Annotated in this window: 21 protein-coding genes and 3 tRNA genes; 8 read left to right on the forward strand and 16 right to left on the reverse strand. The window is 72.7% G+C overall.

The genetic code is table 11. The annotated features are described in order from the left end of the window. Positions 1–21 precede the first annotated feature (21 nt). Both secE and ACI3EY_RS11305 read right to left on the reverse strand, forming a co-directional pair. On the reverse strand, positions 22–267 hold the full coding sequence (secE, locus tag ACI3EY_RS11300) for a preprotein translocase subunit SecE (RefSeq protein ID WP_405036460.1): 246 nt from the start codon (positions 265–267) through the stop codon (positions 22–24). 66 nt (positions 268–333) lie between these two features. Then, positions 334–406, reverse strand: a tRNA-Trp gene (locus ACI3EY_RS11305). Between the two features lie 111 nt (positions 407–517). Between ACI3EY_RS11305 and ACI3EY_RS11310 the strand changes: the two genes are divergently transcribed. From ACI3EY_RS11310 to ACI3EY_RS11325, 4 genes are all read left to right on the forward strand, one after another. After that, the gene (locus ACI3EY_RS11310) at positions 518–1,726 is read left to right on the forward strand and encodes a pyridoxal phosphate-dependent aminotransferase (RefSeq protein WP_405040464.1); all 1,209 of its coding nucleotides are present in this window, start codon (positions 518–520) and stop codon (positions 1,724–1,726) included. Positions 1,727–1,814: 88 nt separating this feature from the next. Continuing rightward, a complete protein-coding gene (locus ACI3EY_RS11315) occupies positions 1,815–2,117 on the forward strand; it encodes a hypothetical protein (RefSeq protein WP_405036458.1) in 303 nt (100 codons plus the stop codon). Next, a complete protein-coding gene (locus ACI3EY_RS11320; protein WP_405040465.1) occupies positions 2,114–2,830 on the forward strand; it encodes a hypothetical protein in 717 nt (238 codons plus the stop codon). Before ACI3EY_RS11315 ends, ACI3EY_RS11320 begins: the two co-directional genes overlap by 4 nt. Continuing rightward, positions 2,827–4,680: a M91 family zinc metallopeptidase gene (locus ACI3EY_RS11325; RefSeq protein WP_405040466.1), complete on the forward strand. Its 1,854-nt coding sequence runs from the start codon at positions 2,827–2,829 to the stop codon at positions 4,678–4,680. The genes ACI3EY_RS11320 and ACI3EY_RS11325 overlap by 4 nt, the downstream gene beginning before the upstream one ends. 51 nt (positions 4,681–4,731) lie before the next feature. On the opposite strand, the gene argG is transcribed toward ACI3EY_RS11325, so the two are convergent. Further along, positions 4,732–6,189, reverse strand: a complete 1,458-nt coding sequence (gene argG, locus ACI3EY_RS11330; RefSeq protein ID WP_405036455.1) for an argininosuccinate synthase — start codon at positions 6,187–6,189, stop codon at positions 4,732–4,734. Positions 6,190–6,317: 128 nt separating this feature from the next. Between argG and ACI3EY_RS11335 the strand changes: the two genes are divergently transcribed. After that, positions 6,318–6,707 carry a thiol-disulfide oxidoreductase DCC family protein gene (locus ACI3EY_RS11335; RefSeq protein ID WP_405036454.1) on the forward strand — a complete coding sequence of 130 codons (390 nt, stop codon included), beginning with the start codon at positions 6,318–6,320 and terminating at the stop codon, positions 6,705–6,707. A gap of 19 nt (positions 6,708–6,726) precedes the next feature. Here ACI3EY_RS11335 and ACI3EY_RS11340 read toward each other — a convergent pair whose 3' ends face one another. Genes ACI3EY_RS11340 through ACI3EY_RS11355 form a run of 4 tightly spaced genes read right to left on the reverse strand, consistent with a single transcriptional unit; the run spans position 6,727 to position 10,227 of the window. Continuing rightward, positions 6,727–7,437, reverse strand: a complete 711-nt coding sequence (locus ACI3EY_RS11340; RefSeq protein ID WP_405040467.1) for an ABC transporter permease — start codon at positions 7,435–7,437, stop codon at positions 6,727–6,729. Continuing rightward, a complete protein-coding gene (locus ACI3EY_RS11345) occupies positions 7,434–8,360 on the reverse strand; it encodes an ABC transporter ATP-binding protein (protein ID WP_405040468.1) in 927 nt (308 codons plus the stop codon). The genes ACI3EY_RS11340 and ACI3EY_RS11345 overlap by 4 nt, the downstream gene beginning before the upstream one ends. Further along, complete coding sequence (locus tag ACI3EY_RS11350) at positions 8,357–9,244, reverse strand: hypothetical protein (RefSeq protein ID WP_405036451.1); 888 nt, start codon at positions 9,242–9,244, stop codon at positions 8,357–8,359. Before ACI3EY_RS11350 ends, ACI3EY_RS11345 begins: the two co-directional genes overlap by 4 nt. Next, the gene (locus ACI3EY_RS11355; RefSeq protein WP_405040469.1) at positions 9,241–10,227 is read right to left on the reverse strand and encodes an ATP-binding cassette domain-containing protein; all 987 of its coding nucleotides are present in this window, start codon (positions 10,225–10,227) and stop codon (positions 9,241–9,243) included. The genes ACI3EY_RS11350 and ACI3EY_RS11355 overlap by 4 nt, the downstream gene beginning before the upstream one ends. Before the next feature lie 65 nt (positions 10,228–10,292). Here ACI3EY_RS11355 and ACI3EY_RS11360 point away from each other — a divergent pair, with 65 nt between their 5' ends. Then, positions 10,293–11,333: an adenosine deaminase gene (locus tag ACI3EY_RS11360; protein ID WP_405040470.1), complete on the forward strand. Its 1,041-nt coding sequence runs from the start codon at positions 10,293–10,295 to the stop codon at positions 11,331–11,333. A gap of 22 nt (positions 11,334–11,355) precedes the next feature. Here the strand turns inward: ACI3EY_RS11360 and ACI3EY_RS11365 are convergent, their stop codons facing one another. The 9 genes from ACI3EY_RS11365 to ACI3EY_RS11405 form a co-directional block, all read right to left on the reverse strand. Further along, a complete protein-coding gene (locus tag ACI3EY_RS11365) occupies positions 11,356–12,453 on the reverse strand; it encodes a UDP-N-acetylmuramate dehydrogenase (RefSeq protein WP_405040471.1) in 1,098 nt (365 codons plus the stop codon). Further along, positions 12,450–12,839: a MaoC/PaaZ C-terminal domain-containing protein gene (locus tag ACI3EY_RS11370; protein WP_405036447.1), complete on the reverse strand. Its 390-nt coding sequence runs from the start codon at positions 12,837–12,839 to the stop codon at positions 12,450–12,452. Before ACI3EY_RS11370 ends, ACI3EY_RS11365 begins: the two co-directional genes overlap by 4 nt. Continuing rightward, positions 12,839–13,285: an FAS1-like dehydratase domain-containing protein gene (locus tag ACI3EY_RS11375; RefSeq protein WP_405036446.1), complete on the reverse strand. Its 447-nt coding sequence runs from the start codon at positions 13,283–13,285 to the stop codon at positions 12,839–12,841. The genes ACI3EY_RS11370 and ACI3EY_RS11375 overlap by 1 nt, the downstream gene beginning before the upstream one ends. Positions 13,286–13,361: 76 nt before the next feature. Beyond that, positions 13,362–13,529 (reverse strand): 50S ribosomal protein L33, encoded by a 168-nt coding sequence (gene rpmG, locus ACI3EY_RS11380; protein ID WP_010148718.1) that lies wholly within the window; start codon positions 13,527–13,529, stop codon positions 13,362–13,364. A gap of 60 nt (positions 13,530–13,589) precedes the next feature. After that, positions 13,590–13,666: transfer RNA gene (locus ACI3EY_RS11385), tRNA-Met, on the reverse strand. A 29-nt stretch (positions 13,667–13,695) separates the two neighbouring features. Next, positions 13,696–13,768: transfer RNA gene (locus ACI3EY_RS11390), tRNA-Thr, on the reverse strand. Between the two features lie 104 nt (positions 13,769–13,872). Beyond that, complete coding sequence (locus ACI3EY_RS11395; protein WP_405040472.1) at positions 13,873–14,772, reverse strand: MaoC/PaaZ C-terminal domain-containing protein; 900 nt, start codon at positions 14,770–14,772, stop codon at positions 13,873–13,875. A 1-nt stretch (position 14,773) separates the two neighbouring features. Continuing rightward, the gene (locus ACI3EY_RS11400; protein ID WP_405040473.1) at positions 14,774–16,201 is read right to left on the reverse strand and encodes a 3-oxoacyl-ACP reductase; all 1,428 of its coding nucleotides are present in this window, start codon (positions 16,199–16,201) and stop codon (positions 14,774–14,776) included. A 1-nt stretch (position 16,202) separates the two neighbouring features. After that, complete coding sequence (locus tag ACI3EY_RS11405) at positions 16,203–17,489, reverse strand: acetyl-CoA C-acetyltransferase (RefSeq protein WP_405040474.1); 1,287 nt, start codon at positions 17,487–17,489, stop codon at positions 16,203–16,205. Positions 17,490–17,577: 88 nt separating this feature from the next. Between ACI3EY_RS11405 and ACI3EY_RS11410 the strand changes: the two genes are divergently transcribed. Continuing rightward, positions 17,578–18,252 carry a TetR/AcrR family transcriptional regulator gene (locus ACI3EY_RS11410; RefSeq protein ID WP_405036442.1) on the forward strand — a complete coding sequence of 225 codons (675 nt, stop codon included), beginning with the start codon at positions 17,578–17,580 and terminating at the stop codon, positions 18,250–18,252. Further along, the gene (locus ACI3EY_RS11415) at positions 18,249–20,297 is read left to right on the forward strand and encodes an acyl-CoA dehydrogenase family protein (RefSeq protein ID WP_405036441.1); all 2,049 of its coding nucleotides are present in this window, start codon (positions 18,249–18,251) and stop codon (positions 20,295–20,297) included. Before ACI3EY_RS11410 ends, ACI3EY_RS11415 begins: the two co-directional genes overlap by 4 nt. Positions 20,298–20,303 lie beyond the last annotated feature (6 nt).

Here is a 20,303-nt window from a genome sequence, read left to right on the forward strand (position 1 = left end):
GGGGGCGACGAGGAGCGGCGGTCAGGCCCCGAAGACGAGGCCGACCAGCCGCTGGAACAGCTGGTCGAGGCCGAAGACGAAGGCCATCATCACGACGACGAAGACGAACACGACGATCGTGTAGGTGATGAGCTCCTGCCGCGTGGGCTGGACGACCTTGCGCAGCTCGGCCAGGACCTGCTCGACGAAGGTGGCCGGGCGCACCGACTGGCCGGAGCCAGGCTCGCTGCGGGCGGCACCATCGGTGTCGCGGGCGGGGTTCGCCACGGATCGCCTTCCTGTTGCAGGTCTGGTTGGTCGCGACGTCCATGCTCTGCCTGCACGTCGCTCGCGCAGGGCAAGAGGGACTCGAACCCCCAACCGCCGGTTTTGGAGACCGGTGCTCTACCAATTGAGCTATTGCCCTTCACCCGGGGACCGCGGCACCGGCCGCCGTTGGGGGGCAGGCTGGTGCGTGGTGCGAACACCCGAATGGGCAGTCTACGTGACGCGCGTCCACAGGTGCAAAGATGGGCGGGTGAGCCCGCAGACCCGCATCAGTGCCCGTGTCGGTTCCATCGCCGAGTCCGCGACCCTGGCGGTCGACGCCAGGGCGAAGGCCCTCAAGGCCGAAGGACGCCCCGTCATCGGCTTCGGCGCCGGCGAACCCGACTTCCCCACCCCCGACTACATCGTCCAGGCCGCCGTCGAGGCGTGCAGCGTACCGGCGAACCACCGCTACTCCCCCGCCGGCGGGATGCCCGACCTCAAGGCGGCCATCGTCGCCAAGACACGCCGCGACTCCGGGTATGCCGTGGAGCCGGCCAACGTGCTGGTCACCAACGGTGGCAAGCAGGCGGTCTACAACACCTTCGCGGCGCTGCTCGACCCGGGTGACGAGGTCATCCTGCCCACGCCCTACTGGACCACCTACCCGGAGGCGATCCAGTTGGCGGGCGGCACCCCGGTGGACGTCTTCGCGGGGGCCGACCAGGCATACCTCGTCACCGTGGAGCAGCTCGAGGCGGCGCGCACCGAGCACACCAAGGCGCTGCTGTTCTGCTCACCGTCGAACCCGACCGGCGCGGTCTACCCGCCCGAACAGGTGGAGGCGATCGGGCGCTGGGCGCTCGAGCGCGGCATCTGGGTGATCACCGACGAGATCTACGAGCACCTGCTCTACGACGGCGCCCAGGCGCCCTCGATGCCGGTGCTGGTGCCCGAGCTGGCGGACACCTGCGTGGTGCTCAACGGCGTCGCCAAGACCTACGCCATGACCGGCTGGCGGGTGGGCTGGATGATCGGCCCCAAGGACGTCGTCAAGGCGGCCACCAACCTGCAGAGCCACGCCACCTCCAACGTCGCCAACGTGTCCCAGCGCGCCGCGATCGCCGCGCTGGAGGGCAGCCTGGGCGCGGTCGAGGAGATGAAGCTGGCCTTCGACCGGCGGCGCCGGCTGATGGTCGAGATGCTGAGCGCGATCGAGGGCGTGCACTGCCCGGTCCCGCAGGGTGCCTTCTACGCCTACCCCAGCGTGCAGGGGGTCCTGGGCCGGACCATCCGGGGCCGCACCCCGCAGACGTCGGCCGAGCTGGCCGCCCTGATCCTGGACGAGGTGGAGGTCGCGGTGGTGCCCGGCGAGGCCTTCGGGCCCAGCGGCTACCTCCGCCTGTCCTACGCGCTGGGCGACGACGACCTGCGCGAGGGCGTCGGCCGGATCCAGGCTCTGCTGGGCGAGGCGCGCTGAGGGCGACGGTGCGCTAGCCTCGCTGCCAGGAGGTCGACAGATGGTGGGTGGGGATCCTGCTCGGCTCAACGGGTCGGGCAGCACGACGATGGACTGTGCGATCGACCTGCAGGGCGGGCAGACCGCCCTGGGGGCGTACCGCACCTTCGACGAGGCGTCGCTGGGACGGGCGGCCACCGGCAGCGGGGTGGCTGCCGCCTTCGACGCGGCGCTGGCCGAGCTGGTCCGCGCGACGGGGCGGCTCGGGGACACCTGCGCCACGGACGGTCACCACCTGCAGCGCGCCTCGCGGGAGATCGACACCGCCGCGAACGACGCGGAGGGCGGCGGTGGAGGGGCCGGTAGTGGTGGAGCCGGTGGAGGGGCCGGCGGCGGGACCGTCCCCCCATGAGGGCACGGGGACGGGGCGCCGCCGTGGCGCTGACGATGATCATGACCCTCGCCGCGTGCGGCAGCCAGGAGGAGCAGATGGGCACCGAGGAGACCACGCCCGCGACCACCGGCCCGCCCGCCGACGAGGACACCCGGACGAGCGCGGAGCCGGACGCCTTCAGCGTGTCCGTCGACGCGAGCGCGACCCCGGCCACGGCACCGGAGGGCTTCACCGCCGGGCTCGAGGGCGTGCTCGTGACCTACACCGTCACCAACGACGGCCCTGAGCCGATCAAGGTGGCCACCGACCGTGGCTCCGGCCAGACCCGGTCCTCGGTCACCGCGAGCGCCGCGGTCTGGGTCAGCGCCGGCAGCTCCCCCGACGTGGCGCGCCTGTCCAAGCAGGTGTTCGGCATACCGGACGGGGTGCTGCCGACCGACCTGCACCGGGTGGGCAGTGCCACCGTGGAGCCGGGTGGAACGCTCGAGGACACCGCCTTCGTCACCCTGCCCCTGGCCACGGACCTGCCCGAGGGCACCCGGACCATCACCGTGACCGAGGACCCGCTGCAGGATCCCGCGGCGGTGACCGGCGTCGAGGTCTGCGTGCAGCTGGCACCGGGACCGGAACCAGGTCAGGAGGAGCCGTACGCGTCCACCATCGCCGCGAACGCCTCCGGCACCACCACCGTGTGCAGCGAGGTCGTCGAGCTCCCCGAGGGGACACGGTGAGCAGCACCACCGTCCACGACGTGTGGGACCTGCAGGCGAACACCTCGTGGCTGGTCACGGCTCGCGGCCGGCTCACCACGTTGGCGACGACCCTGGCGGACACCGCGGGGACGGTGGGCAGCACCCGAGAGGACCTGGCCCAGCACTGGGAGGGCGCTCACGCGGCGTCGTACCACGCCTACGCCCCAGGGCTGAAGGTCGCGCTGGAGCGGGGCAGCGACCTCGTCGGCCGCGTCGAGCAGGTGCTGCAGGGGATCACGTCCGTCCTCGACGACGCACAGGCGGACCTGGACACCTCCTACGTGCGGGCCGGTGCACGCTGCACCTCGGTCTCCCGGGCGGACGGTCAGGTCACCTTCTCCTGGGCCGAGGAGGAGGACCGCCCCACCGAGATCGACGGCGAGCGCGCCACCGCGGGCTCCATCCTCAGCGGCGTCCGCGAGAGCCTCGGCCGACGGGCCGGGAACCTGTCGGCGGTGGGCACGGAGGCCGGCGCCCTGGCCGACGCCTGGGCCGGCCCCGCCGGAGGCACCCCCGCCTGGGACCACCCGACCGGGGTGACCTACGGCATCCAGCAGACGACCCTGGGCGACACCACCACGGTGACGACCGGCGACCTCGACACCGACGTCCAGGTCCTGGTGGACCCGGACACCGGGGAGACCGCCCTGCGGATCACCCACTACACCCAGGACCAGTGCATCGTCGAGGACATCCGGATCCCGGCCGGTCAGGACGTGGTCATCAACACCGGCAGCGGTGACGACACCATCTCCGTCCCGCCCGGGGTGGACGTGAGCCTGCGCTTCTCGACCGGGGACGGCGACGACACGGTGACCGGTCGGGAGGCGACCGGGCCGGTGGAGCTCTTCGCCGGGGCCGGCGACGACATCGCCGAGCTGGGCAGCGGGGACGACACGGTCCTCGGCGGCGACGGAGACGACTACGTCGACTCCGGGGGCGGCGACGACCAGGTCTTCGGCGGCCTGGGCAACGACATCCTGTACGGCATGGGCGGTGACGACGTCATCAGCGGTGGCGAGGGCCACGACTACCTCGAGGGTGCCAGCGGCGACGACACGCTCTTCGGCGGCGACGGAGACGACATCGTCTCCGGTGGGTTCGGTGACGACCTCGGCCTGGGTGGCCGCGGCGACGACACCCTGTACGCCGGCAGCGGCGACGACACCTTCGCCGGTGGGGCGGGCGACGACACGGTGACCGGCGAGGACGGCGACGACCTCGTCGGCGAGGAGCGGATCGTCATCGAGATCCCTGCGGAGGAGCACTACACCCGGTGGCTCGAGTTCGAGGTCGACGGCAGCGACGCCTTCCGGGAGCGGATGCTCGCCGACCTGCAGATGATGGCCTCCAGCGAGACCGGCCAGGCGATGCTCGAGGCCCAGGGGAACCACTACGACGAGTCCGGCTTCCTCGGGATGGGCAAGGACAGGGTGGTGCTGCGCGAGCTGGACGAGCAGAACGGTTTCGCCAGCCACGGGCCCGACGGCTATGCCATCGAGATCAACCCGACCTACCAGGGTGGGATCAACAACACCACCGACCCGCAGGGCTGGTCCGGCAAGCCGCCGATCGTCGTGCTCTTCCACGAGATGGGGCACATCAACCAGTACCGCTCGCAGGGCGGCGGATCCGGTCACTGGACCGACCCCGGCACGGGCGAGCGCTTCGTCGACGAGAACGGGGAGCCGCTGATCGAGCGGCAGAACGTCGGCCTGCCCTGGGACACGGGCATCGTCCCCGAGGCCGACGGCGAGGACTACGACTTCGACCTCACCGAGAACGGCTTCCGCGAGGAGATCGGCATACCCCGGCGCGAGTGGTACTGACCCCGCAGGGAACCGGCCCGGTGGCGCCGTGCCACCGGGCCGTGGACCCGTCTAGTCGGTGCCGAACTCCATCGCCGCCCAGTCCAGCGCCTCCTCGTCCTCCTCGGTCGGGCCGACGCCGCGCGCGATGCGGTCCGCCCCGCCGGGGGTGAGCTCGCCCACCAGCGTGGTGCTGGCCAGCCCGAGCGCCGAGCGGCCGGAGTCGGCGCCGCCCTTGCCGAGCAGCCCCATCCCGACGTACTGCTCGAGCCGGGAGCGGGAGTCCGCGATGTCCAGGTTGCGCATGGTCAGCTGGCCGATCCGGTCGGTGGGCCCGAAGGCGGCGTCCGCCACCCGCTCCATCGACAGCTTGTCCGGGTGGTAGGAGAAGGCCGGACCGTCGGTCGAGACGATGGTGTAGTCCTCACCGCGCCGCAGCCGCAGCGTCACCTCGCCGGTGACCGCGGAGGCGACCCAGCGCTGCAGCGACTCCCGGATCATCAGCGCCTGCGGGTCCAGCCAGCGCCCCTCATACATGAGCCGGCCCAGCGCGCGTCCCTGCGCGTGGTAGGCGGCGATGGTGTCCTCGTTGTGGATCGCGTTGACGAGGCGTTCGTAGGTGATGTGCAGCAGGGCCATCCCGGGCGCCTCGTAGATCCCGCGGGACTTGGCCTCGATGATCCGGTTCTCGATCTCGTCGGCCATCCCCAGCCCGTGCCGGCCGCCGATCGCGTTGGCCTCCATCACCAGGGCCACCGCGTCGCCGCCGAAGTCCTCGCCGTTGATCGCCACCGGGCGCCCGTCACGGTAGGAGACGGTGACGTCCTCGGTGGGGATCTCCACCTCCGGGTCCCAGAAGCGCACGCCCATGATCGGGTCGACGATCTCCATCCCCACGTCCAGGTGCTCCAGCGTCTTCGCCTCGTGGGTGGCGCCCCAGATGTTGGCGTCGGTGGAGTATGCCTTCTCCTTGCTGGCGCGGTAGGGCAGGTTCCGCTCGTGCAGCCACTGGCTCATCTCGTCGCGCCCGCCCAGCTCGTGCACGAAGGCCTCGTCCAGCCACGGCTTGTAGATCCGCAGCTGCGGGTTGGCGAGCAGACCGTAGCGGTAGAAGCGCTCGATGTCGTTGCCCTTGTAGGTGGACCCGTCACCCCAGATGTGGACCTCGTCGTCCTTCATCGCGCGGATGAGCATGGTGCCGGTCACGGCGCGACCCAGCGGTGTGGTGTTGAAATAGGTGCGTCCGCCGGAGCGGATGTGGAAGGCGCCGCAGGCGAGGGCCACCAGGCCCTCCTCGACCAGCTCGGGCCGGCAGTCGACCAGCCGCGCCAGCTCGGCGCCGTACTCCTGGGCGCGCCCGGGCACGCCGTCGATGTCGGTCTCGTCGTACTGACCGATGTGGGCCGTGTAGGTGCAGGGCACGGCACCCCTCTCACGCATCCACGCCACCGCGACTGAGGTGTCGAGACCGCCGGAGAAGGCGATGCCGACGTGTTCACCGATGGGGATGCTCGTCAAGACCTTGGACATGGAAACGAGTGTATGCGCACCACCGCATATCTATGCAACCCGCAGGTCAGTGGCCCCGGAGAAGGAGCAGAAGGCGCGCCCGGTCGGAGCAGAAGGCGCGCCCGGTCGGGGAGAGGGATACTAGAGGCATGACCGCACGGACCGGCCCGGACCGCCCGCTGGTGCTGTACGACGCCGACTGCGGCTTCTGCACCCTGTCCGCGGGCTGGATCCCCCGCCTCGGCGCCCGGGTGGACGTCGTCCCGCTCCAGTCGAGGGACCTGGCCGCGCTCGGGGTGGACGCCGACCGCGCCCTGCTGGAGATCCCGGTGCTGCTGCCCGGCGGGGAGGTGGCCTGGGGGCACCACGCTTTCGCGCAGGTGCTCCGGCACTGCCCGGTCCCGCTGCCGCTGCTGGGTCGGGTGCTGGGCTCCCGCGTGCTCGAGCGCCCCGCCTCGGCGGCCTACCGCTGGGTCGCCGCCCACCGGCACCAGCTCCCCGGCGGCACCCAGGCGTGCGCCCTCCCGGGACCGACCTGAGCGGCGGGGACGCGAGCCGCTACTCGTCCCCGCGCAGCTGGAAGCGCTGCAGCCGCCAGCCCGCGGCCCCGACGCCGACGACCAGCAGCACGGCGGAGGCGATGAGCGCGTAGGTGAGCGACAGGTCCTGGCCCCCCAGGTCCACGCCGGAGGCCGCCTCCCCGAGGCGCTCGGCGACCGAACGCACCGAGACGTAGCGCAGTCCGGTGAGCAGCCGGCCCAGCAGCCCCTCCAGCACCGTGATGTAGAGCAGCCCGGCGATCATGCCGTGCCGGGTGGCCGCCGAGAAGGCGGTGAACAGCGCGGTGTAGAGCAACGCCCCCACCCCGCCGGTCACCAGGGACACCAGCAGCCACTCCCCGTCGAGTCCTCCGGCGAGGGATGCCGCGAGCAGCCCGACGACCGAGACCAAGGCGGCGATACCACCGGCGACCAGGTACTTTGACGCGGCGACGGCATACCTGCTGACCGGGGTCGAGAGCAGGTAGACGACCGAGCCGTCGTCGATCTCCGGGCCGAGCACGCCGTTCGCGGCGAGCAGCGCCACCAGCGGCACCACCAGCGCCAGACCCACCTCGACCATCACCAGGTCCGGCTCGACCGGCTCCCCGGTCAGGCCCCGCAGGAGTCCGGCCAGCAGCACCAGCAGCACCGGCAGCGCGATCAGCACGATCCCGCGCCAGCCGCCGACGAGCGCCCGGAACGCCAGCCTCGCGATCGTCGGGTTCATGACTGCACCAGGTAGGTGAAGACCGACTCCAGGCTCTCGTCCGAGGGTGCGAGCTCACGCACCGTGATCCCCGCCTCCCGGGCCAGCCGGGGCAGCGCGTGCGTGAACTGGCCCATCTCCGTCACCTCCACCGTGATCGCCTCCCCCGCGCCGACCCGGCCCAGCCCGACGCTGCGCACGCTCGGCTGCCCCATCAGGGCGGCGGCGAGGGCGCGGTCGTCGCTCGAGCGGATCACGTAGTGGGAGGGCCTGTCCGTCATGAGTCGTCGGATCGCCCCGAAGTCCCCGCTGGCCGCGTGCCGACCGGCGACGACGACCTCGATGTGCCGGGCGATCTGCTCGACCTCCTCCAGGATGTGGCTGGAGAAGAGCACCGTGCGTCCCTGCTCCCCCATCCGGGTCAGCAGCGCCATCAGGTGCATCCGCTGGCGCGGGTCCACCCCGTTGAAGGGCTCGTCCAGGAGCAGCACCCCGGGCTCGTGCACCAGGGCCGAGGCCAGCTTGGCCCGCTGCCGCATGCCCTTGGAGTAGGTGCTGATCGCCCGGTCCGCCGCGTCGGTGAGCTCCACCTCGGCGAGCGCCGCCTCGGTCGCGCGGCGGGCGTCCGGGAGCTTGTGCAGCTCGGCGGTGGCCTGCACGAACTGGCGTCCGGTGAGGTAGGCGAAGCTCACCTCCCGCTCGGGCACCAGCCCCAGGTCACGGTATGCCGCGACGTTGCGCCAGACGGGAGCGCCGTCCAGGCGCACCTCCCCCGACGACGGGGCGAGGAAGCCGGCCATCAGGGCGATGAGGGTCGACTTGCCGGCCCCGTTGGGGCCGAGCAGGCCGGTCACCCCGGGGCCGATCGTCATCGAGACGTCGTTGACGGCGACGACGTTGCCGTACCACCGGGAGACCCCGGTGAGGACCAGGTCGGACATCATGCCCCCTTGCTGCGGTAGCGACGGATGAGCAGGCCCAGCCCACCGACCATCAGCACCACCGCGGAGAGCAGCAGCAGCCAGGCCGTGCCGGCACTCTCGGCGGGTGCCGGGAACTGGCCGGTGGTGTCGCCGAGGCCGACCTGCACAGAGTCGACCAGGACGAAGGGCGAGAGCAGCGCGGCCCACCGGGCGAAGGTGTCCAGCCCCTCGGAGCTCGCCGTCTCCTGGATGCCGGCGGTGACCCCCAGCCCCACCAGCAGCACCATGATCGAGCCGGCGATCGCCAGCCCCCGGCGCAGCGTCCAGGACGCGATCACCGCCGAGACGGTGGCCACCAGCAGCGCCAGCAGGATCGCCCCGCCGAAGGCGACCGCCACCCGGGGCAGCTCCTCGGAGAAGGAGGCACCGGCGCTCAGCCCGCCGATGAAGAGGACCAGCAGCGGGGTGAGCACGAAGGCCAGGATGGCCAGCACCAGCGACGCCCACCGGGTGAGCGCGAAGGTCGCCGCGCCCAGGGGTCGGGCCAGGTAGAGGCTGATCACCCCGGAGCGCAGGTCGCGGCTGAACAGGACGGGTGCCTGGGCGGCGACGAAGAGCACCACCAGGAACGAGCTCCCGGCGTTGTAGGCGGAGTAGGTGAGCAGGTCGGCACTGAGGCCGATGACGACCATGATGGCGACCTGGATGACGGCCGGCACCAGGGTCATCCCGAGCAGCACGAAGGGCAGCACCTTGGCCTTGCCGGACCGGCCGAAGCCGAAGATCGCCAGCACGCCGGAGCCGAGCAGCGCCCGGATGATGCCGGCCCGCCCGGTGCGGGCACCGGCATACCGCCGGTAGCCGATGTCGTGGATGACACCGGTGCGTTCCCCGGTGGCGCTCATGCCGGCACCTCGTCCCGGAAGACGTCCTCGAGCCGGCCGGTCTGCGGCTGCACCCGCACCAGCCCGACCCCCAGCTCGGCGGCGGTGTCCCGGACCACGTCCCGGAGCCGGTCGTGGGCCCGGGCGGCCGCCTCGGGGTCTGGCATGGCGTCGCCGGTGTCGTCGCCGGCGCCCTCGGTGGGGATCGGGTCGATCTCGATCAGCGTCCCCCGGGGGCGGCAGGACAGGCCACGTGCGGCCAGCGCCTCCCCCATCCGGGTCTGGGCGTCCGTCTCCCCGAGCACCTCCACCAGCACCAGCCCGGTGTCGGCCAGGAAGGTGCGGGTCGCCTCGGAGCGCAGCAGGTCGCCGGCGTCCAGCACCACCACGTGGTCGCTGATCCGCTCCAGCTCCCCAAGCAGGTGGGAGGTGACCAGCACCGGTATGCCGAAGTCGTGGCCGATCCGCTGCACCAGCGCGAGCATGTCGTCCCGGGCGGCCGGGTCGAGGCCGTTCGTCGGCTCGTCCAGCATCACCAGCTGCGGGTCGTGGACCAGCGCCTGCGCCAGCTTGGCGCGCTGCTTCATCCCGGTGGAGTACCCGCCCATCAACCGGTAGCGCTCCTCGGCCAGGCCCACGTGCCGGAGCACGTCGGCGGCCCGCTCCCGGGCGGGCGCCGGCGGCAGCCCGGACATCCGCCCCATGTGGACCACGAAGTCGATGCACCGCATGTCGGGGGGCAGGCAGTCGTGCTCCGGCATGTAGCCGACCACCCGGCGGATCGCCTCCCCCTGCCCGCCGATGTCGTGCCCGAGGACGGTGGCGCCGCCGGAGGTGGGGGCGAGCAGCCCGAGCAGGATCTTGATGAGGGTCGACTTCCCCGCGCCGTTGGCCCCGACCAGGCCGGTGACGCCGTCCCCGACCTCGATGGACAGCTCGTTCAGGGCCGCCGGGGCGCTGGAGCTGAAACGCTTGGTCAGCGACCGCGTCTGGATAACTGTCACGAGGAGGACTCTAACCACCCCGGGGGTGCCGAGGCAGGGTGCTGGCCCCCGTCTACGGTGGGGGGATGCCCGAGCGCAGCAGATCGATCCTGGCGCTGCCCAAGGCGCACCTGCACCTGCACTTCACCGGCTCGATGCGGGTGACGACGGTGCAGGAGCTGGCCGTCAAGCACGGCCTGCGCCTGCCTCCCGCCTTCACCACCGGCTGGCCGCCCGAGCTCTCCGGGCGCGACGAGCGGGGATGGTTCCGCTTCCAGCGCCTCTACGACGCCGCCCGGGCCTGCGTCCGCGACGAGGAGGACCTGCGACGGGTGGTCCGCGAGGCGGCCGAGGACGACGCCGCCGAGGGGTCCCGGTGGCTGGAGCTGCAGGTCGACCCCACCTCCTACGCCCCCTACGTGGGGGGCCTCACCCCGGCGCTGGAGATCGTCCTGGACGAGGCCAGGGAGGCGAGCGCCCGGACCGGCACCCAGGTCGCCGTCGTCGTCGCCGCCAGCCGGATGCGGCACCCGCTGGAGGCCCGCACCCTGGCCCGACTCGCGGCCCGGCACGCCGGCCGGGGGCCGGGCACCGTGGTCGGCTTCGGGCTGTCCAACGACGAGCGGCGCGGTTGGACCGGCGACTTCGAGCACGCCTTCCGGATCGCCGCCCGGGCCGGCCTGGCCAGCGTCCCGCACGCCGGGGAGCTGCTGGGGGCCGACCACGTCCAGGTGGCGCTGGACCACCTGGCACCGGACCGGCTGGGTCACGGGGTGCGTGCGGTGGAGGACCCGGCCGTGCTGGACCGGGTGGTGCGCGACCAGGTCACCCTGGAGGTGTGCCCCGGCAGCAACGTGGCGCTCGGGGTCTACGGTTCGCTCGGGGCGGTCCCGCTGCGGCGGCTGCTCGAGGTCGGGGCGCGGGTCGCCCTGGGGGCCGACGACCCGCTGCTCTTCGGCAGCCGGCTGGCCGACCAGTACGTCTCCGCACGCCTGGACCACGACCTGCCCGACACCGCGCTCGCCGACCTGGCCCGCGGCTCCATCGAGGGGTCGGCGGCACCGCCGGAGCTGCGCCGCGAGCTGCTGGACCAGGTGGCCGCGTGGGAGTCGACAGCACCCGGGTGAGGGGCGGGCCGCGGTCAGAGCCTCAGAGCTCGAGTCCCACCAGCACCGGCTCGTTGACCAGGCTCACCCCGAAGGTCTCCCGGACCCCGTCGCGCACCTCGCGGGCGACGGCCAGCACGTCCTGGGCCCGTGCCGACCCACGGTTGGTCAGCGCCAGCGTGTGCTTGGTCGAGAGTCCCGCCGGACGTCCCTGGGTGGTCGCGTAGCCCTTGTCGAAGCCGGCCCGCTCGATGAGCCAGGCGGCCGAGGTCTTCACCCGGCCGTCGACGGCCGGGAACTCCGGGGCCACCGACCCGGGCGCCCCGGGCAGCGCGGCGGCCCGCCGCTGCAGCTCTTCCCGCTGCCCGGCGGTCAGGATCGGGTTGGTGAAGAAAGACCCGCAGGACCAGGTGTCGTGGTCGGCCGGGTCCAGCACCATCCCGCGGCGACGGCGCTGCTCCAGCACGGCGGCCCGGGCCTCGCCCAGCGGCACCCGCTCCCCCAGGGGCACCCCCAGGCCGTCGGCCAGCGCGGCATACCCGATCGGCTGCGAGAGCTCGGTGGGGCGCAGCGAGAAGGTGACGGTGAGCACGACGTAGCGCGGGGTGACGGAGCCAGGACCCGCTGCGGCCATCGACCCCTTGAGCACGGAGTGCCGGTAGGAGAAGTCGAGGTCCGCCGCGAAGAGGGTGCGGACCCGGCGCTCGGTGCGGTCCCAGACACGGACCTGGGCGAGGGTCTGGGCGACCTCCTGGCCGTAGGCGCCGACGTTCTGCACCGGGGTGGCCCCGGTGCCGCCGGGGATCCCGGAGAGCGCCTCGATGCCCGACCAGCCCTGCTCGCAGGCCTGCGCGACCAGCTCGTCCCAGGGCTCGCCGGCGGCGACGGTGACGCCGACCCCGCCGCAGGACGAGTGGTGGGGCACCTGCACGCCACGGGTGCGGACCAGGACCACGGTGCCCGCGAAGCCCGCGTCGGAGACCAGCAGGTTGGAGCCGCCACCGACCACCAGCAGCGGCTCGCCCGCGGCGTCGGCCCCGCTGACCGCCTCGACGAGCTCGGCCTCGGTGTCCGCGGTGACCAGCCGGCGGGGGGCCCCGCCGATCCGCATGGTGGTCAGCTCGGCCAGCGCCGTGGTCACCTCCGGACCACCGCCCGGCAGCGGCCCAGCACCTTCTCGCCGTCGCAGGTCGCGGTGAGGTCGAGGGTCTGGGTGCCGGCCTCCTCGTCGACCGTCCCCGGGACGCCGGTGACCTGCACCTGCACGGTCCGGCCCTCGGGGACCACGACCATGCCGGTGAAGCGGGTGGAGCAGGACAGGATGCGGCCCGGGTCGCCGCCGACGTACTCGGTGACCAGTTCCAGGGCCGCCCCCATGGTCCACATGCCGTGCGCGATGACGTCCGGCAGGCCCACGGCACGGGCCACCTCGGCGTCCTGGTGGATGGGGTTCCGGTCGCCGGAGGCCTCCGCGTAGGCGAGGAGCCGGGTGCGGTCGACGCTCACCGTGCGGGTCAGCTCGCTCATCAGCCCTCCCCCCGGACGACGATCGTGGAGGTGACCGTGGTGACCGGTCCCCCGTCGGCGTCGGCGAGCTCGACCCGGGTGGCGACCATGCCGTGGCCCCCGGCCTCCCGCATGGTGTCGACGTGCAGGGTGCCGGTGAGCACGTCACCGGCCACGATCGGCCGGTGGTGCACGAAGCCCTCCTGGCCGTGCACCACCCGGGAGAAGTCGATGCCAGCCTCGGGGTCCTGGATCAGCTGGGCCTCGCACTGCTGGGCGAGGCGCACCGCGAAGGTCGGCGGGGCCACGACGTCCGGGTGCCCGAGCGCGCGGGCGGCGGCCGGGTCCCGGTAGGCGGCGCCGGTCGCCCCGATCGCGTCGGCGAAGGCGGCGAGCTGGTCGCGGGTCACCTCGAACGGGCCGGCCGGTGGGTAGGCGCGGCCGGCGAGATCTGGGTTGACGGGCATACCGGACAGCCTAACGAGGACGACGAAGGCCGCCACCCCCTCGGGTGACGGCCTCGCGTGCGTGCGGACGGCTGGGTCAGCGCGTCTCGCGGTGCGCGGTGTGCTTGCCGCAGCGCGGGCAGAACTTCGCCATGTCGAGCCGGTCGGGGTTGTTCCGACGGTTCTTCTTGGTGATGTAGTTGCGCTCCTTGCACTCCGTGCACGCCATGGTGATCTTGGGGCGGACGTCGGTGGACTTGGCCACGGTGCAACCTGCTCTCGGTGTGGATCAGTGCTCTTGCGGTGTCGTACCGGCGACGGTACGTGGTAGCGGAGGCGGGACTCGATCCCGCGACCTCACGATTATGAGTCGTGCGCTCTAACCAGCTGAGCTACTCCGCCTCGCGGAGGCCGGCGGACCGGCCTACCAGAGCCCCCAAACGGAATCGAACCGTTGACCTTCTCCTTACCATGGAGACGCTCTACCGACTGAGCTATGGGGGCGGGCTGTGATTCCTGCTGAGCACCAGGCTCCCAGGCAGCGAGAGGAAACTTTACACGAGGGCGGCGGGCGATTCCAAAACGGGCTCCCGGCCACCGCCGTCGGCTCAGGGCAGCGCCTTGACCTGCATCGACAGGTGCCGCCTCGAGCCCTCCCGGTCGGTGACCGCCAGGTCGGCGCTCCCCTGGCCGAGCGCGGCGCGCAGCACCACGGTGGAGGGCAGCAGGATCGGCTTGAGGAAGCGGGTGTCGACCTCGTAGGACCCCGGGAGCCGGGACTGCACGGCGGCGAGCGCCCGGGCGTGCGTCCACATGCCGTGCGCGATCGCCCGCGGGAACCCCAGCGCCCTGGCCGAGAGCGCGCTCAGGTGGATGGGGTTGACGTCGCCGGCGACCCGGGCGTACTGCCGGCCCAGCCCGGCCGGCAGCCGCCAGGTGGCGACCGCGCGGGTGGGGTCGGTGGACCCGTCCCCACCAAAGTCGGTGTCCGGCGGGGTGCCGGGGCCACCACCGGCGACGTCCGGTGGGGTGCTGGAGCGCACCAGGTAGGTGCTGGACCCCTCCCAGACGACCTCGTCGCCGACCCGGGCCTCGCCCCTCAGGTCCACGGTGTGGCCCTTGCGGTGCGGCGTCAGGTCCTGCGCCCAGGAGGAGAGCGTCAGGGTCTCGTCCACCCGGACGGGTCGGTGCACCCGCATCCGGTTGGCGACGTGCACCATGCCCAGCATCGGGAACGGGAAGTCGCGGGCGGCCATCAGCCTGACCTGCAGGGGGAAGGTCTGCACGTGCAACCATGTGGCGGGAAGGGCGTTGCCCAGCAGGCCACCGGTGACCTCGCAGAAGTCCGCCAGCGCCCTGACCTCCTGCTCGACCCCGGTCAGCACCAGCCGGCGGCGCGGGAGGGTGCCGCGGGCACCGGGCCGCCCGGCACCGGTGACGGCGCCCCGGAGGAGAGCGGGACCCACGCCCGGACTGGTCTCCAGCAGCTCCACGTCCACGTCGTCCATCTCAGGCCCCGATCTGGCTCTGACCACAGACCCGCAGCACCTGACCGGTGACCGCCGCGGAGGCGGGGTCGGCCAGGTAGCCGATGGCCTCGGCCACGTCGACCGGGGTGCCGCCCTGCTGGAGGCTGTTGATCCGGCGGGCCACCTCCCGGGTGGCGACCGGCATCCGGCCGGTCATCTCGGTCTCGATGAAGCCGGGGGCGACCGCGTTGGCGGTGATGCGCCGGGCCGCGAGCCTCGGGTCGGCCCCCAGTGCCTGCACCAGCCCGATCACGCCGGCCTTGGAGGCGGCGTAGTTGGCCTGGCCGCGGTTGCCCGCGATCCCGGAGGTCGAGGCGACCCCGACGATCCGGCCGCCGTCGTCCAGACCGCCCGGCAGCCCGGCGTCGAGCAGCTGCTCGTTCATCCGGATCTGGGCGGCGAGGTTGACCTCCAGGACGCTGCCCCAGCGCTCATCGTCAGTGTTGGCCAGGAGCTTGTCGCGGGTGATCCCGGCGTTGTGCACGATGGCGTGGATCCGGGCGGCGTCGCCGAACCGCTGGGCGACGTGGGCCGCGATCCGGTGCCCGGCGTCGGGCGCGGTGATGTCGAGCTGCAGCGCCGTCCCGCCGATGCTGTTGGCCACCTCGGCGAGCCCCTGGCCGCCGGCCGGGACGTCCACCGCCACCACCATGGCGCCGTCGCGGGCGAACGTCCGGGCGATCCCGGCGCCGATCCCGCGACCGGCCCCGGTGACCACGACGACCTGGCCCTCGAAGGGCCGGGACTGCCCGGCCGCCTCGACGGGCCGCTCGGCGTCGCCCTCGGCGTGACCGACGTGCAGGACCTGGCCGGAGACGTAGGCCGACCGGCCCTCCAGCAGGAAGGACAGGGTGGAGGCCAGGTCGGCAGCGGTGGTCGCCCCCTCGGTGAGCAGGTCGACACGGACCAGGTTGGCGGTGGCCCCGGCGCGCAGCTCCTTGCCGACGCTGCGCACGACGCCCTCCAGGGCCTGCTGGGTGGCGACGGCCATCGGGGCGCCGGCCGTCTGCGGCTCCACCCCCAGCACGATCACCCGGCCGGAGGGCTCCAGGCCCTTCATCGCGGGGCGCAGCAGGCCACGGACGGCCTCCAGGTCACGCAGGTCGCTGGCACCGGTGGCGTCCAGCACCAGCGCACCGATCCTGCTCGGGTAGGGCGTCGGCACCTGCCGCTCCCGTCCCTTGTCGTCCGTCTCGACGCTCCGGGTGGCCGAGGTGTCCACGAGCGCCTCTCGGGTGCTCACGCCGAGCAGCGCCAGCGACCTGGCCGCCACGGTCCCGCCGCCGGCGGCCCCCAGGGCCACCTGTCCGGCCGGCAGCTCACGGCCCCGACGCAGCCGGGTGGCCTGCGGCACGCCCAGCTGCCGGGCCACCGGGTTGGTGGTCAGCATCGTCATCAGATCAGCCATGTCAGCATCCCTCCAGGATCGCGACGACACCCTGGCCGCCGGCGGCACAGACGGAGATCAGGCCCCGCGAGCCGGGACCCTTCTCGTGCAGCATCTTGGCCATCGACGCGACGATGCGCCCGCCGGTGGCTGCGAACGGGTGACCCGCCGCCAGCGAGGACCCGTTGACGTTGAGCCGGCTGCGGTCCACCGTGCCGAGCGGGCCGTCCAGGCCCAACCGGTCACGGCAGAACTCCTCGGACTCCCAGGCGGCCATCGTGGCCAGCACGGTCGAGGCGAAGGCCTCGTGGATCTCGAAGAGGTCGATGTCCTGCAGGCTCAGACCCTGGCGGGCCAGCAGCCGGGGCACCGCGTAGGCGGGGGCCATCAGCAGGCCCTCGTCACCGTCGACGTAGTCGACGGCGGCGACCTCGGCGTCCACGAACCGGGCCAGCGCCGGCAGGTGGTGCTGCTCGGCCCACTCACGGCTGCCCAGCAGCACCAGCGCGGCACCGTCGGACAGCGGGGTGGAGTTGCCGGCCGTCATGGTGGCGCCCTCACCCTTGCCGAAGACCGGGGACAGGGCGGCGAGCTTCTCCACGGAGGTGGTCGGGCGCATACCCTCGTCGACAGAGAGCTTCAGGAAGCCGGTGACCAGGTCGTCGAAGAAGCCGGACTCCCAGGCGCGCGACAGGTTGTGGTGGCTGGCGGCGGCCAGCTCGTCCTGGGCCTGGCGGGTGATGCCCCACTCCTTGGCGGTGATCGCCTGGTGCTCACCCATCGACAGCCCGGTCCGGGGCTCACCGTTGCGCGGGGTCTCCGGGGCGAGGTCACGGGGACGGACGCCGGCCAGCGCCTTCACCCGGGCCATCGGGGTGCGTGCGTGGTTGGCCTTGATCAGCGCCTTGCGCAGCCCCTCACCCACGGCGATCGGCGCGTCGCTGGCCGAGTCGACCCCACCGGCGATCCCGGAGTCCAGCTGGCCGAGCCGGATCTTGTTGGCCACCAGCACCGCCGCCTCCAGCCCGGTCCCGCAGGCCTGCTGCAGGTCGTAGGCGGGGGTCCGTGCGGACAACGCCGACCCCAGCACCGACTCCCGGGTGAGGTTGAAGTCGCGGGCGTGCTTGAGCACCGCCCCGGCGGCCACCTCGCCGACCTGCTGTCCGGCCAGGCCGAAACGGGCCACCAGCCCGTCCAGGGCGGAGGTGAGCATCGCCTGGTTCGAGGCGGCGGCATAGGCACCCCCGGCCTTGCCGAACGGGATCCGGTTGCCACCGACGATGACGGCGTCTCTGAACTGGTCGGGCATGTGGTGCTCCTTGGTGCGGCACGGAGGAAGACGAACTATCCGATACCGACTGTAGCCGATACGCGTGGTACGCGGTACTCTGACATCCATGAGCATCGAGCCACAGGCCTCGCCCGCCCTGGCCGGTAGCGCCCGCGACGGACGGGACGCCCGCTGGGAGGCCCATCGCACCCAGCGTCGCCGCCAGCTGGTGGAGGCCGCCCTGCGGGCCATCCGCCAGCACGGCGCCGGCGTCGGCATGGACGAGATCGCCGCCCAGGCCGGGACCAGCAAGACGGTGCTCTACCGACATCTCGGTGACAAGGCCGGGCTCTACGGTGCGGTCGTGTCCGCCGTCGACGACAACGTCCTCGCCGACCTGCGCGAGGCGCAGGAGAGTGGCGGGGACCTGCTCAGCCGGATCGCCGCGATGGCCCACTCCTACCTCTCGCTGGTGGAGCGCGACCCGGACATCTATCGCTTCGTGATGACCCGGCCGCTGGAGGACCCGGACCAGCCGGACCCCGTCCAGCGCGTGACCGGCGTCATCGGCGAACAGATCACCGCGGCGCTGTACGCCCACCTGGTCGAGGCCGGCCGCGCCGACGAGGCCGACCTGCTGGCCCCCGCCTGGGGGCACGGCATCGTGGGCATGGTCCGCTCCGCCGCCGACCACTGGCTCAGCACGAACACCACCGACCCCGACCAGCCCTCCGTGGACGACGTCACGCACGCCGTCATGGAGCTCATCCGCCCCGCCCTCCAAGGAGTGACCCGCGCATGACCACCTCCACCCAGACCGACACGCACACCCCCCGGCCGAGCACGGAGGTGAGCATGCCCGCCGCGGCCGGCGACCAGGCGCGGCGACCGCGTTCGGACGAACGGCTCACCGAGCTCGGCGAGGGCCTGCGCCGGGCCACCGGCGGTCGCTACGGACCGGTGCGGGACCTGGCCCGGGCCACCGTGCCCGCCGAGGTGATGGTCCGCGACCCCTCGTTGTCGGTGCCGGAGGCGCGCGCCTGGACCAACACCTCGTTGCGCCGGCTGGTGGAGCACGGGATGGCCGGCAGCGGCTTCCCGGTCGCCCAGGGCGGCCTCGATGACGTCGGGCGGTCCTGCGTCGACTTCGAGATGACCGCGCACGGCGACCTGTCGGTGACCGTGAAGTCCGGGGTGCACTTCGGTCTCTACGGCGGTGCCGTGACCGCCCTCGGGACGCCGTGGCACCACGAGACGTTCCTGCCGCCCAACCTGTCCATGGACCAGGTCGGCTGCTACGCGATGACCGAGTACGGGCACGGCTCCGACGTCGCCTCGCTGGAGACCACGCATACCTATGACCCGGCGACCGACGAGATCGTGGTGCACTCCCCCACCCCGTCGTCGACCAAGACCTACATCGGCGCCGCCGCCGAGGACGCGCACATCGCCGCGGTCTACGGCCAGCTGGTGGTGGACGGCACCTCGCACGGGGTGCACGTGGTGCTGGTCCCGGTCCGGGACGCCGACGGCACCCCGGTGCCGGGGGTCACCCTCGGCGACAACGGCGCCAAGGGCGGGCTGGCCGGCGTCGACAACGGCACCATCACCTTCGACCAGGTGCGGGTCCCGCGGGCGCACCTGCTCGACCGCTTCGGCGGGATCGACGAGCAGGGGCGCTACGTCTCCGACATCGAGGGCGACAGCAAGCGGTTCTTCACCATGCTCGGAACCCTGGTCCGCGGCCGGATCTGCGTCGCCGCGGGGGCCGGCACCGCCTCCCGCAAGGCGCTCTCCATCGCGACCCGGTATGCCCTGCGCCGCCGCCAGTTCAGCGCCCCCGGCTACCAGGGCGACGTGGTGCTGATGGACTACCTGGCGCACCAGCGCAAGCTGCTCCCGGCGATCGCCACCGGCTACGCGCACACCTTCGCCGTCAACGAGGTGGTGGAGCGGCTGCAGGAGCTGCACGAGATGCCGGTCAAGGACCAGGAGGCGCAGCGCGAGCTGGAGACCCGGGCCGCCGGGCTCAAGGCGGTCGTCACCCGCTTCGGCAACGACACCCTGCAGATGTGCCGCGAGGCGTGCGGCGGGGCCGGCTACCTGGCCGAGAACGGGCTCACCGTGCTGCGCGGGGACGCCGACGTCTTCGCCACCTTCGAGGGTGACAACACGGTGCTGCTGCAGCTGGTCGCCAAGGGTCTGCTCTCCGGCTACAAGGAGATGTGGGGCGACCTGGACATGCGCGGCATGGTGCAGTTCGCGGCCCGCTCCTTCGGTGGCCAGTTCGTCGAGGCCACCGCCGCGCGACCGCTGGTGGAGCGGCTGCGCGCCACCGCCGCCCGCGGCAGCGAGGACGACAAGCTGCTCGACCGCGGCTGGCACCTGGCGATGTTCGCCGACCGCGAGCGCCACGTGCTGGAGACGCTGGCGACCCGGATGCGCCGGCGCGCCGGCGACGAGGACGCCTTCGCCGCCTTCAACTCCCACCAGGACCACCTGCTGATGGCGGCCCGCACGCACATGGACCGGGTGGTCCTCGAGGCCTTCGTCGCCGGGATCGACGCCTGCGAGGACCCCGAGGTCAGGGACCTGCTGGAGCGGCTGTGCACCCTCTACGCGCTCAGCTCCATCGACGCCGACAGCGGCTGGTTCCAGGCGCACAACAGGATGTCGGCCGGTCGGGCCAAGGCGGTGCTGGCGCAGGTCAACCAGCTGTGCTCCGAGCTGCGGCCGCACGCGCTGGAGCTGGTCGAGGGGATGGGCATCCCCGAGGCGTGGCTGAACTCGAGCATGCTCGAGGACGAGACCGCTGCTCGGTGGACCCCCGGGTCGGCCACCGCCTGAGCGACG

This window comes from Serinicoccus shuyuelongi (assembly GCF_045032955.1).
Classification (GTDB): Bacteria; Actinomycetota; Actinomycetes; order Actinomycetales; family Dermatophilaceae; genus Ornithinicoccus.

Excerpts from the sequence above, each read along its gene's own strand:
- ACI3EY_RS11415 (WP_405036441.1), top strand. The coding sequence starts at position 18,249 with ATGACCACCTCCACCCAGACCGACACGCACACCCCCCGGCCGAGCACG.
- ACI3EY_RS11360 (WP_405040470.1), top strand. The coding sequence starts at position 10,293 with ATGCCCGAGCGCAGCAGATCGATCCTGGCGCTGCCCAAGGCGCACCTG.
- ACI3EY_RS11350 (WP_405036451.1), bottom strand. The coding sequence starts at position 9,244 with ATGAGCGCCACCGGGGAACGCACCGGTGTCATCCACGACATCGGCTAC.
- ACI3EY_RS11410 (WP_405036442.1), top strand. The coding sequence starts at position 17,578 with ATGAGCATCGAGCCACAGGCCTCGCCCGCCCTGGCCGGTAGCGCCCGC.
- ACI3EY_RS11335 (WP_405036454.1), top strand. The coding sequence starts at position 6,318 with ATGACCGCACGGACCGGCCCGGACCGCCCGCTGGTGCTGTACGACGCC.
- ACI3EY_RS11395 (WP_405040472.1), bottom strand. The coding sequence starts at position 14,772 with ATGGACGACGTGGACGTGGAGCTGCTGGAGACCAGTCCGGGCGTGGGT.
- argG (WP_405036455.1), bottom strand. The coding sequence starts at position 6,189 with ATGTCCAAGGTCTTGACGAGCATCCCCATCGGTGAACACGTCGGCATC.
- ACI3EY_RS11370 (WP_405036447.1), bottom strand. The coding sequence starts at position 12,839 with ATGAGCGAGCTGACCCGCACGGTGAGCGTCGACCGCACCCGGCTCCTC.
- ACI3EY_RS11345 (WP_405040468.1), bottom strand. The coding sequence starts at position 8,360 with ATGATGTCCGACCTGGTCCTCACCGGGGTCTCCCGGTGGTACGGCAAC.
- ACI3EY_RS11315 (WP_405036458.1), top strand. The coding sequence starts at position 1,815 with ATGGACTGTGCGATCGACCTGCAGGGCGGGCAGACCGCCCTGGGGGCG.
- ACI3EY_RS11400 (WP_405040473.1), bottom strand. The coding sequence starts at position 16,201 with ATGGCTGATCTGATGACGATGCTGACCACCAACCCGGTGGCCCGGCAG.
- ACI3EY_RS11320 (WP_405040465.1), top strand. The coding sequence starts at position 2,114 with ATGAGGGCACGGGGACGGGGCGCCGCCGTGGCGCTGACGATGATCATG.
- ACI3EY_RS11340 (WP_405040467.1), bottom strand. The coding sequence starts at position 7,437 with ATGAACCCGACGATCGCGAGGCTGGCGTTCCGGGCGCTCGTCGGCGGC.
- ACI3EY_RS11375 (WP_405036446.1), bottom strand. The coding sequence starts at position 13,285 with ATGCCCGTCAACCCAGATCTCGCCGGCCGCGCCTACCCACCGGCCGGC.
- ACI3EY_RS11405 (WP_405040474.1), bottom strand. The coding sequence starts at position 17,489 with ATGCCCGACCAGTTCAGAGACGCCGTCATCGTCGGTGGCAACCGGATC.